The following is a 14,325-nucleotide window of genomic DNA, read 5'->3' on the forward strand; positions in this document are numbered from 1 at the left end:
CTAATCGGCCATAGTGTATTAATAACTTAATACACCATTCTCAAAAAAATGTAAAAGTGTATTAAGCATACAATACACTCTTCGTAATGTATTATAGGCTTAATACACTTTTTATGTCAATCAAATCCATGGAAATAAATCTCAATGTTTAAAAGACAATCAATTGTGCTCTACTCCTTATTGAAGTAAAGCCCACAAGTTAGATTAATAAGAACAGAGAGGTCAACGCACTCTTTAGTTAAACAAGGAATCTATCTATAATCTTTTATTCCACTCTCAAAAGCCTGTCTATCGTCATTCTCAATCCCGTGCAAGGCTTCTTGTAAAGCAAATGTACTTTTATAAAATTTAACTCGTTCAGATATTTCATTACCGTTAGGATATAGGTTAATACACATTTCAAAAAATTTTTCACCATAGCTAGAGAGTATGCCAGCAAAGTCATACGCTGGATCTCCTAAACCAGAACCACCAAAATCTATTATCCCTGAAATCATACTTGTTTCTGGATTCCACAAAATGTTAGATGCTCCGAAATCTCGGTGTATAAGTGTTATATCTAAATTTGAGAATGCTTTCCCTTTTAAGAACGTTTCAAAGGATTGTGATATTTCCTTTTGAGCGTCTTTTCTGATATAAGGAAATATTGTATTTTGAATCTTATCGTACAAGTTATACATCTCTTCCCTAGGATTACGAACCTTTAGTTTCAAATCTCGACTAGCTTTTTCTCCTGAAATAGAATGGAGTTCTATAAGAAAAGAAACAAGTTGTTTTGCCAACCTCTTCACCACTTCAACACTCTTTACATCTGTTAAATTTTCCTTCCACAAAGGAACACCATCTATTAGTTTGTAGCCAGTGAAGACCTACCTGGTTCTAACTCATCAAAAGACTGATAAATCGGATTCGGAATAGGGGTGGAAACGATCCCTATAATATATTTCAAAATTTCAGTCTCTCTTCTTAATTGAATGATGCCATTTTTATATCTCGGAAATCTAAAAACCAAAGATTTGTTTACAATTAACACATCATTATTCTGTCCAATTTCATTAAGATAAAAGTCTTCAATGGAAAGGTCAGAATAACAGGATTGAATGTTTTCAATAAAGTTATTATTCATTTGGAAATACCCCCTTTTGTCTCTTTCTATTGCTTTGATTCCTAAACTCTTGTTGAACTATCATACGCAATTAGTTTAACTACATTTCTTCACAAAAATTAAATACATTTTAACATAAATATCCAATAAAATAATCACCTCTAAAGAACGAGGTGATTATTATCAATCTTACTTATTTAAGAAGCTACACACTACGCTAGTAGCAAATAGCGAATATATGGCATTCATTTTAAGAAGCATCTTCAAATTGACTATTATATAGATCCGCATAGAATCCTTTTTCTGCAATCAGTTCTTCATGATTACCACTTTCAATGATGTCTCCGTCTTTCATAACTAAAATCAAATCGGCGTTTTTAATTGTTGAAAGTCTATGCGCAATAACAAATGATGTTCTACCCACCATCAATTTATCCATTGCTTTTTGAATTAGCGCTTCAGTACGCGTATCAACGGAACTAGTAGCTTCATCTAAGATAAGCAATGGTGCTTTTTTAACCATTGCCCTTGCAATCGTAATAAGCTGTTTTTGTCCTACAGATAAACTTGTATTATCATTTAAAACTGTATCATAACCGTTTGGTAATGTTCTAATAAAGTGATGCAAACCTACCGCTTTACAAGCTGCTACTACTTCTTCATCGGTTACATGATTCTTGTTATAAATGATGTTTTCCTTAATGGTACCTTCGAATAGCCAAGTATCTTGTAGCACCATGCAAAATAAATCGTGAACATTTTTACGAGTAATTGAATTAGTTGATACGTCCTCAATCATGATTTCCCCGCTATCTACTTCATAGAAACGCATTAGAAGATTAACAAGCGTTGTTTTCCCAGCCCCAGTAGGCCCAACAATTGCCACTTTTTGGCCGGCTTTAATATGAGCAGAAAAATCTTTTATAATAAGTTTCTCTTTCGTATATCCGAACTTAACGTTTTTAAATTCTACATTACCGTTTACATCTTTTGCATCTAAAGTGACTTTCTTATCACTCTCATCTTTAAGCTCCTCTTCTTGTAAGAACTCAAATACACGTTCACTTGCTGCGGCAGTTGACTGCAAGCTTGTAGCTGCCTGCGCTAACTGAGACAACGGCTGCGTAAATAAGCGGATATACACCATAAATGAAACAATAACACCAAATGTAATAGAACCTTTCACAGTCAGTGCAGCACCTACTACACAAACAACAACATAACCTAAATTTCCAATAAAGATCATGAGAGGCATCATCATACCCGACATAAACTGTGCTCGCCAAGCGCTATTAAATAGACTTTCATTGATTTCATTAAATTCTTGCTTCGCTACTTTTTCACCGTTATAAACCTTCATGACATTATGCCCTGAATAGATTTCTTCAATATGGCCATTTATTCTACCAAGGTCTTGCTGCTGGCGTACGAAGTACTTGCGGGATTTGGATATAATAAATGACATGAATACAAATCCAACGAAAGTTGCTGCAATAGCAGAAAGAGCCATCGTAACATTAATATAGAACATCATAATCAAAGATCCAAAGAACATAACTCCCGCTGACACTAACGAACCAATACTTTGGTTTAGAGACTGTCCAATCATATCCACATCATTCGTCACACGGCTTAACACATCGCCGTAGGTTGTCGAGTCGAAGTATTTCAATGGTAATCTATCGATTTTGTTCGAAATATCTGAACGTAACCTTTTGGAAACTCGCTGCGTAATTGTAGCCATAATAAACGCCTGAATATAATTGAAGATAAAGCTCAACCCATACAAAATAGCAAGGAACAGACCGATTTTTCCAATTGCCGTAATATCAATCTCACCAGACATGCCATCCATTATCAAATCGGTAATCTCACTCAGCTTATTAGGTCCAATGATTGTGAAAATTGTTCCTGTAACTGCCAAAACAATTGCAAAGATGATCGCTGGTAAATAAGGTTTACAATAGGCAATCAGCTTTCCCATGGGCTTTTTAAAATTTTTTGGCTTTTCTCCAGGAGCCATCATATGACCTGGACCGCCGGGACCACCGGGACCTTTTCGAGGCTTATTTTGTGTATTAGTCATTTTCCAACTCCTCCTTCGATAGCTGAGAATAAGCAATTTCTTGATAAGTATTACAAGTTTTTAATAGTTCACTATGTTTCCCCATACCAACAATTTTACCTTCATCAAGAACAATGATTTTATCAGCATCTTTAATCGTTCCAATTCGCTGCGCCACAATCAAAGAAGTTGCACCTTTCGTTTCTTTTTTCAAAGTAGAACGAAGTTGACGGTCTGTTTTATAATCTAGAGCAGAGAAAGAGTCATCAAAAATAAAGATTTCTGGATTTCTATTCACAGCTCTTGCAATAGAAAGACGTTGTTTTTGTCCCCCTGAAAGATTTGTACCACCTTGTGCAATAGTTGCATCATATTCGCCTTCCATTTTCTCCACAAACTCTTGCCCTTGGGCAATTTCTACCGCTTTTTTGATCTCCTCATCTGTGGATGAAGTCTGGCCGTTATCACCGTAGGCAACATTAGATTTTACGGTACCTGAAAATAATACGGCTTTTTGAGAAACGTAGCCAAGCTTATTATAAAGAGCTTCTTGTGCATATTCTTTTACATTAATGCCGTCGACTAATACCTCTCCCTCAGTAGCATCGTAAAATCTTGGAATTAAATTAATTAGCGTACTCTTACCACTACCCGTAGAACCGATAAAAGCAACAGTTTCACCTTTATGTGCTGTAAAGCTAATATCCTTTAAAACATAGTCTTCTGCATCAGGATATTTAAAACTAACATTACGCAGTTCGATTTCACCTTCGATTCCTTTAGGCGACGATTTTATTTCTCCATCAATAATTGTCTGAGGTGTATTTAGTACTTCATTAATACGCGCTGCAGATACTGCTGCTCTTGGTAGCAAAATGAATGTCATTGATAATAGCATAAATGCCATAACTACCAGCATTGCATAAGATGAAAATACGACCATATCACTAAACTTACCAATTCTATCCATACCGGCAGCATTATTAATTACATGCGCTCCTATCCAATAGATTGCAAGAGTTAAACCTGACATAATCAGTCCCATCCCTGGTTGCATAAGGGCCATAAGGCGGTTCACAAATAGATTTGTATCAGTTAAATCGTTATTTACTTTTTCAAATTTTTCTTCCTGATACCCTTGTGCATTATAAGCATGAACAACACGAATACCAGTTAAACCTTCTCTTGTTACTCGGTTAAGATTATCTGTCAGTTTTTGAACAACTTTAAATTTCGGTAGCACAAAGATGATCAGGTTACCTATCAATATAAGTAAAACAATGACAGCTACTCCTGTTGCCGCTGACCACTCCCAACTTTTACCCATGATTTTCAAAATAGCCCATGTTGCAAGGATAGGAGCCTTGATCATAACTTGAAGACCCATTGCAACAGTTTGCTGTATTTGCGTTATATCATTAGTAGAACGAGTAATTAAGCTTGCGATTGAAAAACCATTAATCTCCTCCATAGAGAAAGATAGAGTTTTGTTAAATACTCCTTTTCGCAATTCCTTTGAAAGAGACGTTGCTACCTTTGCTGCAAAATAGCCCACAATGATTGCCAATATCATACTGCCAAGCGCACATAAGAGCATCTTCCCTCCAGCTGACCATATTTCGCTCGTTTTACTGCCCTCCGTTTGTACAAGGGTCGTAATTTTAGCCATATAATCCGGCAACTTCAAATCCAGCCAAACTTGCCCTACAATGAACACAATACTGACTACGATAAGCGTCCATTCTTTTGGTTTTAAGTATTTAAATATTTTCAACATGTTTGCAGTCCTCCTCATTTAGTTAGCATGCTAACTATTTATTAATAAAAACTTCAAAATAACATCTTCTTCAAGATTCAATATTCTCTTTCATAGCATCCATCACTTCAAAAAAAACTTCAAGTTTCTCTTCCGGGATACCTGTTAATAATTTTTGTTCAAGCTTTGCTCTACGAATCATAATACTGTCGTGTATTTTCAGCGCATCTTCGGTTAAGACAATTTTTTTGAGTCTTGTATCGTATGGAACAGTTTGCCTTGTTATCAATCCATTATTTTCCATAGATTTTAGTATTCTAGATGCTGTTGATTTACGAATAGAAAATTCTCGTTCAAAATCTTTTTGAAAAACATCTTTATCTTGGTTTTTATAAAGATAACTAATCGTCCAACCGTGCATAGCAGTAAGGTTATCTCTTTCCGTTAGCGTAGTCCAAGTGGTTTGATCCAATTGTCTTCTCATTAAAAGCGACAATGTACGCAGCTCTAACCCAACTGATCTCCTTTTGCTCAATCTTCTTCCTCCAATCCAATATGTTAGCCTACTAACTTTAGTAATACTATTATAGTGTCATGGCGTACTTAACAATTTATTCGTAAGATGCTTATATCACTAGGTGAAAGATGGATCATGTTCAGATTTATCTTCGTATTCAGTTTGCCATAACGACTGCAAAAAATTCAACAAAAAAGCAAACCACTTTTAAGTTAAGAAAAAAAAGTATTTTACTTTTAACAAATATACTGTACGCGGTTCTTGTTGCTTTGAAATAAAGTATTTCTTTATATGTCAAAATAAAATGCACATTTTCTCTATTCTTAGCCTTAGTACATAAATAAATTACAACTTTGCATTCGGAAGGAACAATTGTTTTTTACAGTTACTTAGCCATTAAACGCTCTACTCATCCTAAAACTGCTGAGCCGATCGTGGAAGTCCGCACATTCAAATGAAGGACAAATTACTAAAAGGAAAAGTACTCGAAAAATTTGAGATCGAACGAGAGTAATGGCAACAGAAGAGTATCAATTTTTTATTTTACATATCTGAATCAATTTCATAAATCACTTTTTTCAAGAGCTTAGACTGCTCCAATTAAGAAAATTTACGTTTTTAAAAATTATGCTGCTTGAGTTTGTGATTGTAATAATGCATTCAAACGATCCACCGCTAATTTACAGGCATTATAAATAAACGTCACCAGGTTGAAGTGAAGTTTGGCTTTTCTTCCTGTTCTGTGACGGATGTTGTTTAACTGAAAATATTGTTTTAAATAGGCATTCACACGTTCAACGGCTGTGCGCTCTTTATACAGTTGTTTCCAAAGTTCAGAGCCACGTGCTGGATACGTGAATTTTCGTATATCCGTGTCAGATTTGATTTTGAAAACCTTCTGACAGAGGGAATCATTACGTAACGGACAGGTTACACATTCCTTTGGTTTGGTGAATTTTAGTGTTCGATACTTTTCATCAAAGCTGTCGTAACAGTAGCTGTGTTCACGTACACAGGTCGGTCTGAAATGTTCATCAAAGCCAAGGTACTCTCCTTCATTGCGGACATTATATGGAATAACTGCACGCATTTGATACGTATGTAATTGACTGTGAATGGGCTCGTAATCATACCCTGCATCCAAAATAGCGGTCGTAAAATGTTCTAGAAATAGGTCTTTTCCTTTCTTTAAAAGAGGAATCGCTGCTTTACTATCCGACAAATTGGCAGATGTCATAAGGCGTCCAACAATATATTGACTCTTTGTAGCCACCGCGAGATGTCCCTTAAAGCCAAACCAAAACGTGTTTTTGCCATCACTGTTCTTTTTAATGCCCCAATTCGGTTCGATGGGCGCATCTTGCCACAATGTTTCTAGTGATGTATCGAGTTGGTCCTTGATCTCTTTTTCATAAGCTGACTGGTTGGCTTTGATTTCTGCTTGTTCCGTAAGCCAAGCCTCGCGTTCTTCTTTTGATTTTCGTCCACGTTTTTTTGGTGGTACAGGCTCATTTTTCTCCGAGGGCTTTGCCGCATCACGTGACTCAAAATGTGTGGCATCAATCGCGAGGTGTTCATCATAAAGAAAGCCTTCTATAAAGGCAGTTTGAATCAATGTATCTTGCATGTGGTCGAGAACATCTGATTGACTGATGACATCGATCATACGTGAATAAGACGCTTCAGATGGAACCACGTCTGAAACGAGAAAACCGCAATCGAATCGAAATAAAGGATCGTTGACTAAACGCTTGATTAAATCCTTGATTGTTGGAATCCGTTCGACAATACGAATAATGAGTGATTGTATCATCGCACCGTAATTTAATTCACGTGGGGCACCACGTAACGTCTTTTTGGAAAACAGCTGAAAAACGGGCTGCACGTCGAAAGTGGCGAAAATTTCATCAAATCGACGTGAACTTTCCATTTCCAATAATTCTTGGATGCCAAATAGGCTCATTTGTTTTACAATAGTCATAGGGCATTCACCTCATTCAGTATGGTTTAGTTTAGTCGCTACCATTATACCGAATTGGGGAGGTGCCCGTTTTTTATTGTTTTAGAACCCTTGATACTAAAGGGATTAGAATTATGAAATTAACTCATCTAAATAAAAATAAGAAATAATATAAAGGAGTTCCAAATCCGTACCAGTGCTCAATATTCAATTTAGGAGGATAAGTATGTCTACATTTAATTTAGGTGACAAAGTACCCGATTTTACTCTTCCAGCAGTTAATGGAGAAGAATTCTCTTTTTTATCACATCAAAATCAGCATAAAAGTTGGCATCTCATTATCTTTTTCAGAGGATCATGGTGCCCCGTTTGTCTTCATGACTTAAAAGAGCTTGAAGAAAACAAAAGTTATTTTGAAGGCAAAAATGTACATCTAATTACAATCTCAAATGATCAATTAGATAATTTAAAGAAAATGGTAGATGAGCACAATCTTACTTTTAATGTCTTGGCCGATGAAGAGTTAAAAACATTAAAAGCATATGATGTTCTTTATCATGGAGAAAATGCACCCTATGAGGATCATGGCACGCATGGAGAGCCAGCTTATTTCCTAGTTGATGAAAATGGACAACTACTATATCAACAAAGACAAACAAGTCCATTTGGACGACCGTCATCTACAGAACTTCGCAAGATTGTCCAATATATTGGAAAGAATTTAAAGACAAATCAATAAATATAAATATTTGATCGTGCACAATTTTAGAGTAACACAAATAGAAAATGATTAATCTCGAATGGATTTTTTATTTATTGAAAAATTTGAATTCAAGAGGTATTTTTGATCAAACTTTATTTGCTATTATACTATTGACCTAAAATCTAAAAATGCGTAACAATAAAAGGTAATCCCACATTAGACATAACTAAGATGAGATTACCTTTTTTCTATATGTGGAATCAATTTCGTCAGTTATAACGTAAATAATGTAGGCAAAAAAACAAATCTAATTCCATTAGTAGCTATTAACGTGAATTCGATTTTCGTAAGTTATTATTTAGATTATATCTTCATGTTTAATTCTCTATTGAGATTATATAAATGTAACCACTAATCAACTTCACTAACCATCCACGTTCCAAATTCATTTAAAAACGATAACTGTTGTTTTGAAATAAAGTTTGATCAAAATATGCTTTTTCTAAATTCAATTGAATCATACTTTTATAAAAAAAGTTTGATAATTTTTGTGACCCTTGCTAATTAAAGTGCCCGATTGTTGAATAACATGACTGGTGTTTTCTATATTCCTTAAATTAAAAACTATTGATTCAAGTCAACATATCATTCACAGATTCCGATTCTAATTCCTTAATATCCTCTATCAGCATTTCAACATGTTCCCTTTTTGTAGCCCAACTGGTACAAAATCTAACAACACTGTGTGTAGCGTCGTCTTTTTCCCAAAACGAAAAGGAATACTTTTCGCCCAATTTCATTAACACATCATTCGGCAAAATAGGGAACTGTTGATTTGTTTTGGAATCATATCGTAATGAAACGCCTTTTTTAACAAACGCCTCTCGGATCATCATCGCCATTTCCACTGCATGTCTAGAAATTTCATAGTATAAGCCATCTTCAAATAAAGATTCAAACTGGATCCCCAATAATCTACCTTTAGCCAGTAATCCACCCTTTTGCTTAATCAAATACCGAAAATCTTTTTTAAGGTCATCATTTATGATGACTAATGCTTCCCCAAACAAAGCTCCTATTTTCGTTCCCCCGATATAGAACACATCACAAAGTCTTGCGATATCTGCTAAGGATAAATCGCCGTCTTTTGAAGCCAGACCATATCCTAATCTGGCGCCATCCATAAATAATGGCAAACCACATTCCCGGCAAACTTTGCTTAATTCTTCTAATTCAGATTTACTGTAAGTCGTTCCATTCTCAGTAGGGTGAGAAATGTAAACCATACCTGGTTGTACCGTATGTTCATGAACATCATCGTTCCAATGAGCATCATATAATTCTTTTACCTGTTCTGCTTTGATTTTGCCATCATCACTCGGCAAAGTAAGCACTTTATGACCAGTAGCTTCAATTGCTCCTGTTTCGTGTACTGCGATATGACCCGTACTTGCAGCTACTACGCCTTGATGCGGACGTAATACGGAAGCAATAGTTGTACTATTTGTTTGTGTTCCCCCAACTAAAAAGTGTATATCTGCATTCTCTACATCACATGCTTTTTTAATATAAGTTCTAGCTTTTTCACAATACTCATCCAAACCATACCCGGGTGTCTGCTCCTCATTAGTTTCCACTATTCGTTTCAGAATTCGCTCATGAGCACCTTCTACATAATCATTGTCAAATCGTATCATTCAAAATTCTCCTCAGACCCATGTAATTTTTCCTGAATTAATAACATAGAAGCATGTATTTCTTTTATTTCTTTTTGTGATAAACCTTGAAGTAATTTCACTATTTGTTCATTAGATTTTTCATTTAGTTCATTAAAAAAAGCAATACCTTTAGGTGTCAATCTAATCAGACTCGTTCTGTTATCCACCGACGAACCTTCCTTTATGAGAAGTCCATCTTTACATAGCCTGGCAATGATTCTACTCAAATAACTGCGATCAATATCCAATTTTTCGACTAGATGGTTTGCGATACATGGTTCCAAGAAACCAATCTCTAAAATTACCCGTCCCTCTGTAAAAGAATATCTGTTATTCAATACATGTTTATCTAATAAACCAAGTTTATTCGTATAAAACCGATTGAATTGCCGTATATCAGCTATGATATTATCATTTAGGTTCATTTTAGCCCTCCTTTTTTTGTGGACTCTGTCAACAACTAATCTAGTTTATTTAGTGGACTTTGTCAACGTTTTTTAAAGTTGATGGTAAGTTTAAAGATCTTAAACTTTACCCCTGTTTGTGAAAAATCAACTTACTCTATGTCAGTTAATTTCTTGCCTGCAATAATCTCTAATTCATCTTTTTTAGGACCGTTTGTTGAACAAGAAAAAATCCTGCATAGCAACTCAGGATTTTCAGTTAAACTTTTTTATAAACGTCGCAACTTTATTTTAAACATCGGATCTTTTTTATAAACATCGTGACTTTATTTCAAATCTACAATAACAATAGGTTTGCATCTATTACGGGTGTTATGGCATATTTAAGTGTTTTTTCGTGTCATTCGAATTACCTAGATGATTTTTTATCGTTTGCCAATAGTCTGCACCTTTTGTTCTTTTGTAAAATTTATAAAATGGTTCTTTATGGTGAGCAAGTTCTTTATATAACCCAATTATTTCTTTCAAAAGATTTTCGATATCCTGAACAGGCACTTTTTTCACAAATAGCTCCCCTGCCTGTGCATTTTTCCCCATCGGAACAGCCCCTAAATACACATCAAAACTATCTTTCTGATATACAAGCCCAATATCATCATAAACGGCATTATAGCAAGCTGATGCACAGCCATTCATATTAATGTGTATCCTGCTCGGTACTTCCAAGCCTTCAAGCTGCTGATACAGGTCCTCTGTAATCTGAGCTGCCTCCATTTTATCGCCATCACAAAAATCACAAGCCTTCATAGCTACAATCTGCCCTTGCTTGGCAATATATAAGCCCGCCTTTTCCAACTTCCTTTTAGCCGTCGTTAATTCTATCGTCGGTACGGATAGTAGCATACTGTAGGAAGCAGAGTATTTAATAGAGCCACTCACTCCGACTACCTCCGCAATTGTTTGAAATTGTGCTGGTGTATAATGTTTATTGATAATGCCAGGACTCACAGCAAGACGCGTATATTCACCATCTCTGTTTAACTTAGCAAATGTTTTTTCAGGAATGTTATGGCTGAAAGCATTTATAGTCATTCTTACCCTCCTCCTATGAAAAAAGCTAGCACATGGCTAGCTACGCTTCTTTATTGAAAGTTATCTGGATAAAATCCTTGTGCCAAAATTCGAATTGCATCAGCCACACGAACACCTTCAGACGCTGCTGATAGTGGTAAAATAACGAAACGTCTTTTTAATACCGCTTCCGTTTCTTTTAGTGCCGGATCATTTTTTAGGAACCTAATTTTTTCAACATCAGTAGTTGAACCATAGTTAATTATAACGATAACTTCAGGGTTGCGCTCAACTACATCTTCTTTTGAAACGGTTGTCCAGCCAGACTCAACATCACCGAAAATATTTTTTCCTCCTGCTATTGTCACAAGTTCATTCATAAAGTTTTGTCCAGCAGTGAAAACTTCTTTCTCCCCACTATCAAATACAAGAACACGTAACTTCCCCTCCTTTTGGGGAAGTTTCGTACGAATGTCCTCTACTTCTTTTGTCATTTGCTCAATTAACTTTTCTCCACGCTCTTCCACGTGGAATATCTTAGCTATGTTACGGATATCGCCGAAAATATCCTCTAACTTAGGATTTTTAATGCTTGAAGATGTATGTAAATAAGTATGGATGCCAAGTGCTTCTAGTTCTTCTGGTGTTCCGACACCCTTCTCACTAAACCCGCTTTTCCAGCCTGCATATAAAAAATCTGCTCCTGCATCTATTACTTGTTCCTTCGTTGGATATTGCTCAGCTAATACCGGAACTTTTTCATACGCTGCCTGTAACGGTAGATAAATTGCATCATCTAAATATGCTGTTCCGACCATTGAATCCTCTAAGCCTAAAGCTAGCATAATCTCTGTCACATGCTGATTTAAGCTAATTGCTTTTTTAGGTGCTCCCGAATAGACTTGTGTCGTATCGTTATTTTCAATCGTTACTTCCGTTGCTCCTGCTTTTGCTAGTTCTACTTGTTCACTTTGCGATGTTGAATCCTGTTCGTTACCACAAGCCGCTAAAACACATAGCATTGCGATTGCAAGAACAAGCCATACGCTTTTTAATGTCCTCATGTCTATTTCTCCTTTTTCTAAAAATAAATAGAAAGAAATCTATGATTCTTTAACTAACTATAAAAATTGCTCAGATATATAATAAATATGCGGCTTTTTCGTGACAGGATGTACACTAACTTCCGCATGTACACCAAACACCTTTTGTAGCAATGAGGGTGTTAATACATCAAACGGAGTCCCATACGCCGCAATTTCTCCGTCCTTTAAAACATAAATTTTATCGCAATAAGTTGCTGCAATATTTAAATCATGCAAGGCCACAATGACCGTAATTGGCAAGCTTTGTATTAAATCCATGAGTTGGAGTTGATGTTGAATATCTAAATGATTCGTTGGCTCATCTAATGCCATGACCTTAGCCTGTTGCGCCAATGCCCTTGCAACAATGACTCGTTTTTTCTCACCACCAGATAATGAACTAAAATTACGTTCACTTAAATGCATTACGCCTGCTTGCTTCATCGATTCCTCAACAATAGCTAGGTCTTCTTTTGAATCCATTTCCATAAGCCTTTTATGCGGTGTACGTCCCATTGCAACAAGATCCTTAACAACGAACTCAAATAGCACTGGTGTTTCCTGCCCTACGACGGCTAGTTGCTTTGCTATTACCTTGGAAGATTGCTTATAAATATTTTCATTAAATAAAAATACTTCTCCCTCTTGGGGTTGTAGCATACGGTACATATTTTTTAATAGGGTCGATTTCCCACTGCCATTAGGGCCAATTATGCCTACAAACTCGCGTTCTTGAATATGTACTGAAACATTGTTTAATATTTTCACCTGCTGCACGGCAAAAGTAAGGTTTTTTGCTACGTATACCATCTAATTCTCCTCCCCTAAAGAATACATTTGCTTACGCAACATCCATATAAAGAATGGGCATCCGCATAAAGCAGTAATAATTCCAATCGGCATTTCCTCAGGTGCAATCACAATGCGCGCAGCTGCATCAGCCCATATTAAAAATATCGCACCAATTAATGCACTGACTGGCAGTACAAACTTATAATTTGAGCCGACAATCATGCGTACGATATGTGGAATAATCAGGCCTATAAAGCCTATTGCACCACTTACAGCTACAAGGACACCTGTTAATAGGGAAATTAATAAAATTAGTAGCAATCGAAATTTCTCTAAATTAACCCCCAGCGTAACTGCAGATTCTTCGCCTAGTAAAAGTAAATTCAAATGGCGTGCATGGAGACGTAAAATTGTGTAGACGACCGTTAAAACTACGAACGGAATCATTATATTCACCCATTTCGCTCCAGCCAAACTTCCCATCATCCAATATATCACTGCCTTTATGCCGCCCTCTTCCTTCGTTATCATCAGCATAAAGTTCGTCATTGCTGACAAAACTAGTGACACAGCAATTCCTGCTAATAATAATCGAACAACTGAAATTCGCCCCTCAACTCTTGCTAAGAAAAACACGATTAGCACTGCAATTGTCGAACCTATAAATGCCGCAAATGATAGCGCATACATACCTAAAAACGAAAAAGTACCAAGCAAAATAACAGATGTAGCCCCGACAGATGCACCAGAAGATACTCCCAAAATATAGGGGTCCGCGATTAAATTGCGAACTAAAGCTTGTATAGCAGCTCCCGAAATCGCAAGACCCGCTCCAACTAGTATGGCAAGTACTACGCGCGGAGTACGAATTTGCCATATGATGATTTCTTGCGAACGACTCCAATCCGATGTAATGCCAAGTGGATTGAACGGGATATGCGATAAAATAATGCGCCATACAATACTAGGTGTAATAGAAACAGAGCCTACCATTATCGCTACCGTCAAGGATATTAGAACGATACCAGTCAGTACTAATAAGAGTAGGTTGACTTTTCTTGTTGTTGGATTCTTCAAAACGCTCTCCTCTCTTAAAAGGGCATAAAAAAATCCCCTTGTTTACAAGAGGATGTCATAGTTAAATAAAGG

General features: G+C 36.2%; 13 protein-coding genes. 1 reads left to right on the plus strand and 12 read right to left on the minus strand.

Annotated elements, in window-relative coordinates; genetic code table 11:
• Positions 1-251: 251 nt before the first annotated feature.
• From JNUCC51_RS01920 to JNUCC51_RS01945, 6 genes are all read right to left on the minus strand, one after another.
• Positions 252-833: an aminoglycoside phosphotransferase family protein gene (locus JNUCC51_RS01920; protein ID WP_337990581.1), complete on the minus strand. Its 582-nt coding sequence runs from the start codon at positions 831-833 to the stop codon at positions 252-254.
• Between the two features lie 14 nt (positions 834-847).
• The gene (locus JNUCC51_RS01925; protein WP_337990582.1) at positions 848-1,126 is read right to left on the minus strand and encodes a phosphotransferase family protein; all 279 of its coding nucleotides are present in this window, start codon (positions 1,124-1,126) and stop codon (positions 848-850) included.
• Positions 1,127-1,355: 229 nt separating this feature from the next.
• The gene (locus tag JNUCC51_RS01930) at positions 1,356-3,191 is read right to left on the minus strand and encodes an ABC transporter ATP-binding protein (protein WP_337990583.1); all 1,836 of its coding nucleotides are present in this window, start codon (positions 3,189-3,191) and stop codon (positions 1,356-1,358) included.
• Complete coding sequence (locus JNUCC51_RS01935) at positions 3,184-4,947, minus strand: ABC transporter ATP-binding protein (protein ID WP_337990584.1); 1,764 nt, start codon at positions 4,945-4,947, stop codon at positions 3,184-3,186. Before JNUCC51_RS01935 ends, JNUCC51_RS01930 begins: the two co-directional genes overlap by 8 nt.
• A gap of 70 nt (positions 4,948-5,017) precedes the next feature.
• Positions 5,018-5,461, minus strand: a complete 444-nt coding sequence (locus JNUCC51_RS01940) for a MarR family winged helix-turn-helix transcriptional regulator (RefSeq protein WP_337990585.1) — start codon at positions 5,459-5,461, stop codon at positions 5,018-5,020.
• Positions 5,462-6,068: 607 nt separating this feature from the next.
• A complete protein-coding gene (locus JNUCC51_RS01945) occupies positions 6,069-7,424 on the minus strand; it encodes a transposase (RefSeq protein ID WP_337990586.1) in 1,356 nt (451 codons plus the stop codon).
• A 205-nt stretch (positions 7,425-7,629) separates the two neighbouring features.
• Between JNUCC51_RS01945 and JNUCC51_RS01950 the strand changes: the two genes are divergently transcribed.
• A complete protein-coding gene (locus tag JNUCC51_RS01950; RefSeq protein WP_337990587.1) occupies positions 7,630-8,142 on the plus strand; it encodes a peroxiredoxin family protein in 513 nt (170 codons plus the stop codon).
• Between the two features lie 596 nt (positions 8,143-8,738).
• Here JNUCC51_RS01950 and JNUCC51_RS01955 read toward each other — a convergent pair.
• From JNUCC51_RS01955 to JNUCC51_RS01980, 6 genes are all read right to left on the minus strand, one after another.
• The gene (locus JNUCC51_RS01955; RefSeq protein ID WP_337990588.1) at positions 8,739-9,803 is read right to left on the minus strand and encodes a threonine aldolase family protein; all 1,065 of its coding nucleotides are present in this window, start codon (positions 9,801-9,803) and stop codon (positions 8,739-8,741) included.
• Entirely contained in the window at positions 9,800-10,249 is a 450-nt protein-coding gene (locus JNUCC51_RS01960; protein ID WP_337990589.1) for a MarR family winged helix-turn-helix transcriptional regulator, read from the minus strand. The genes JNUCC51_RS01955 and JNUCC51_RS01960 overlap by 4 nt, the downstream gene beginning before the upstream one ends.
• 351 nt (positions 10,250-10,600) lie before the next feature.
• Positions 10,601-11,320, minus strand: a complete 720-nt coding sequence (locus JNUCC51_RS01965; protein ID WP_337990590.1) for a precorrin-3B methylase — start codon at positions 11,318-11,320, stop codon at positions 10,601-10,603.
• A gap of 50 nt (positions 11,321-11,370) precedes the next feature.
• A complete protein-coding gene (locus JNUCC51_RS01970) occupies positions 11,371-12,363 on the minus strand; it encodes an ABC transporter substrate-binding protein (protein WP_337990591.1) in 993 nt (330 codons plus the stop codon).
• 57 nt (positions 12,364-12,420) lie between these two features.
• Complete coding sequence (locus JNUCC51_RS01975) at positions 12,421-13,194, minus strand: ABC transporter ATP-binding protein (protein ID WP_337990592.1); 774 nt, start codon at positions 13,192-13,194, stop codon at positions 12,421-12,423.
• Positions 13,195-14,169 carry a FecCD family ABC transporter permease gene (locus JNUCC51_RS01980; protein WP_337992173.1) on the minus strand — a complete coding sequence of 325 codons (975 nt, stop codon included), beginning with the start codon at positions 14,167-14,169 and terminating at the stop codon, positions 13,195-13,197.
• Positions 14,170-14,325 lie beyond the last annotated feature (156 nt).

Source organism: Lysinibacillus sp. JNUCC 51 (genome assembly GCF_015999525.1).
Lineage (GTDB): Bacteria > Bacillota > Bacilli > Bacillales_A > Planococcaceae > Lysinibacillus > Lysinibacillus xylanilyticus.

Coding starts and splice junctions, on each gene's coding strand:
- JNUCC51_RS01930 (WP_337990583.1), bottom strand. CDS start 3,191: ATGACTAATACACAAAATAAGCCTCGAAAAGGTCCCGGTGGTCCCGGC.
- JNUCC51_RS01965 (WP_337990590.1), bottom strand. CDS start 11,320: ATGACTATAAATGCTTTCAGCCATAACATTCCTGAAAAAACATTTGCT.
- JNUCC51_RS01980 (WP_337992173.1), bottom strand. CDS start 14,169: ATGGTAGGCTCTGTTTCTATTACACCTAGTATTGTATGGCGCATTATT.
- JNUCC51_RS01975 (WP_337990592.1), bottom strand. CDS start 13,194: ATGGTATACGTAGCAAAAAACCTTACTTTTGCCGTGCAGCAGGTGAAA.
- JNUCC51_RS01960 (WP_337990589.1), bottom strand. CDS start 10,249: ATGAACCTAAATGATAATATCATAGCTGATATACGGCAATTCAATCGG.
- JNUCC51_RS01950 (WP_337990587.1), top strand. CDS start 7,630: ATGTCTACATTTAATTTAGGTGACAAAGTACCCGATTTTACTCTTCCA.
- JNUCC51_RS01945 (WP_337990586.1), bottom strand. CDS start 7,424: ATGACTATTGTAAAACAAATGAGCCTATTTGGCATCCAAGAATTATTG.
- JNUCC51_RS01925 (WP_337990582.1), bottom strand. CDS start 1,126: ATGAATAATAACTTTATTGAAAACATTCAATCCTGTTATTCTGACCTT.
- JNUCC51_RS01970 (WP_337990591.1), bottom strand. CDS start 12,363: ATGAGGACATTAAAAAGCGTATGGCTTGTTCTTGCAATCGCAATGCTA.
- JNUCC51_RS01955 (WP_337990588.1), bottom strand. CDS start 9,803: ATGATACGATTTGACAATGATTATGTAGAAGGTGCTCATGAGCGAATT.
- JNUCC51_RS01935 (WP_337990584.1), bottom strand. CDS start 4,947: ATGTTGAAAATATTTAAATACTTAAAACCAAAAGAATGGACGCTTATC.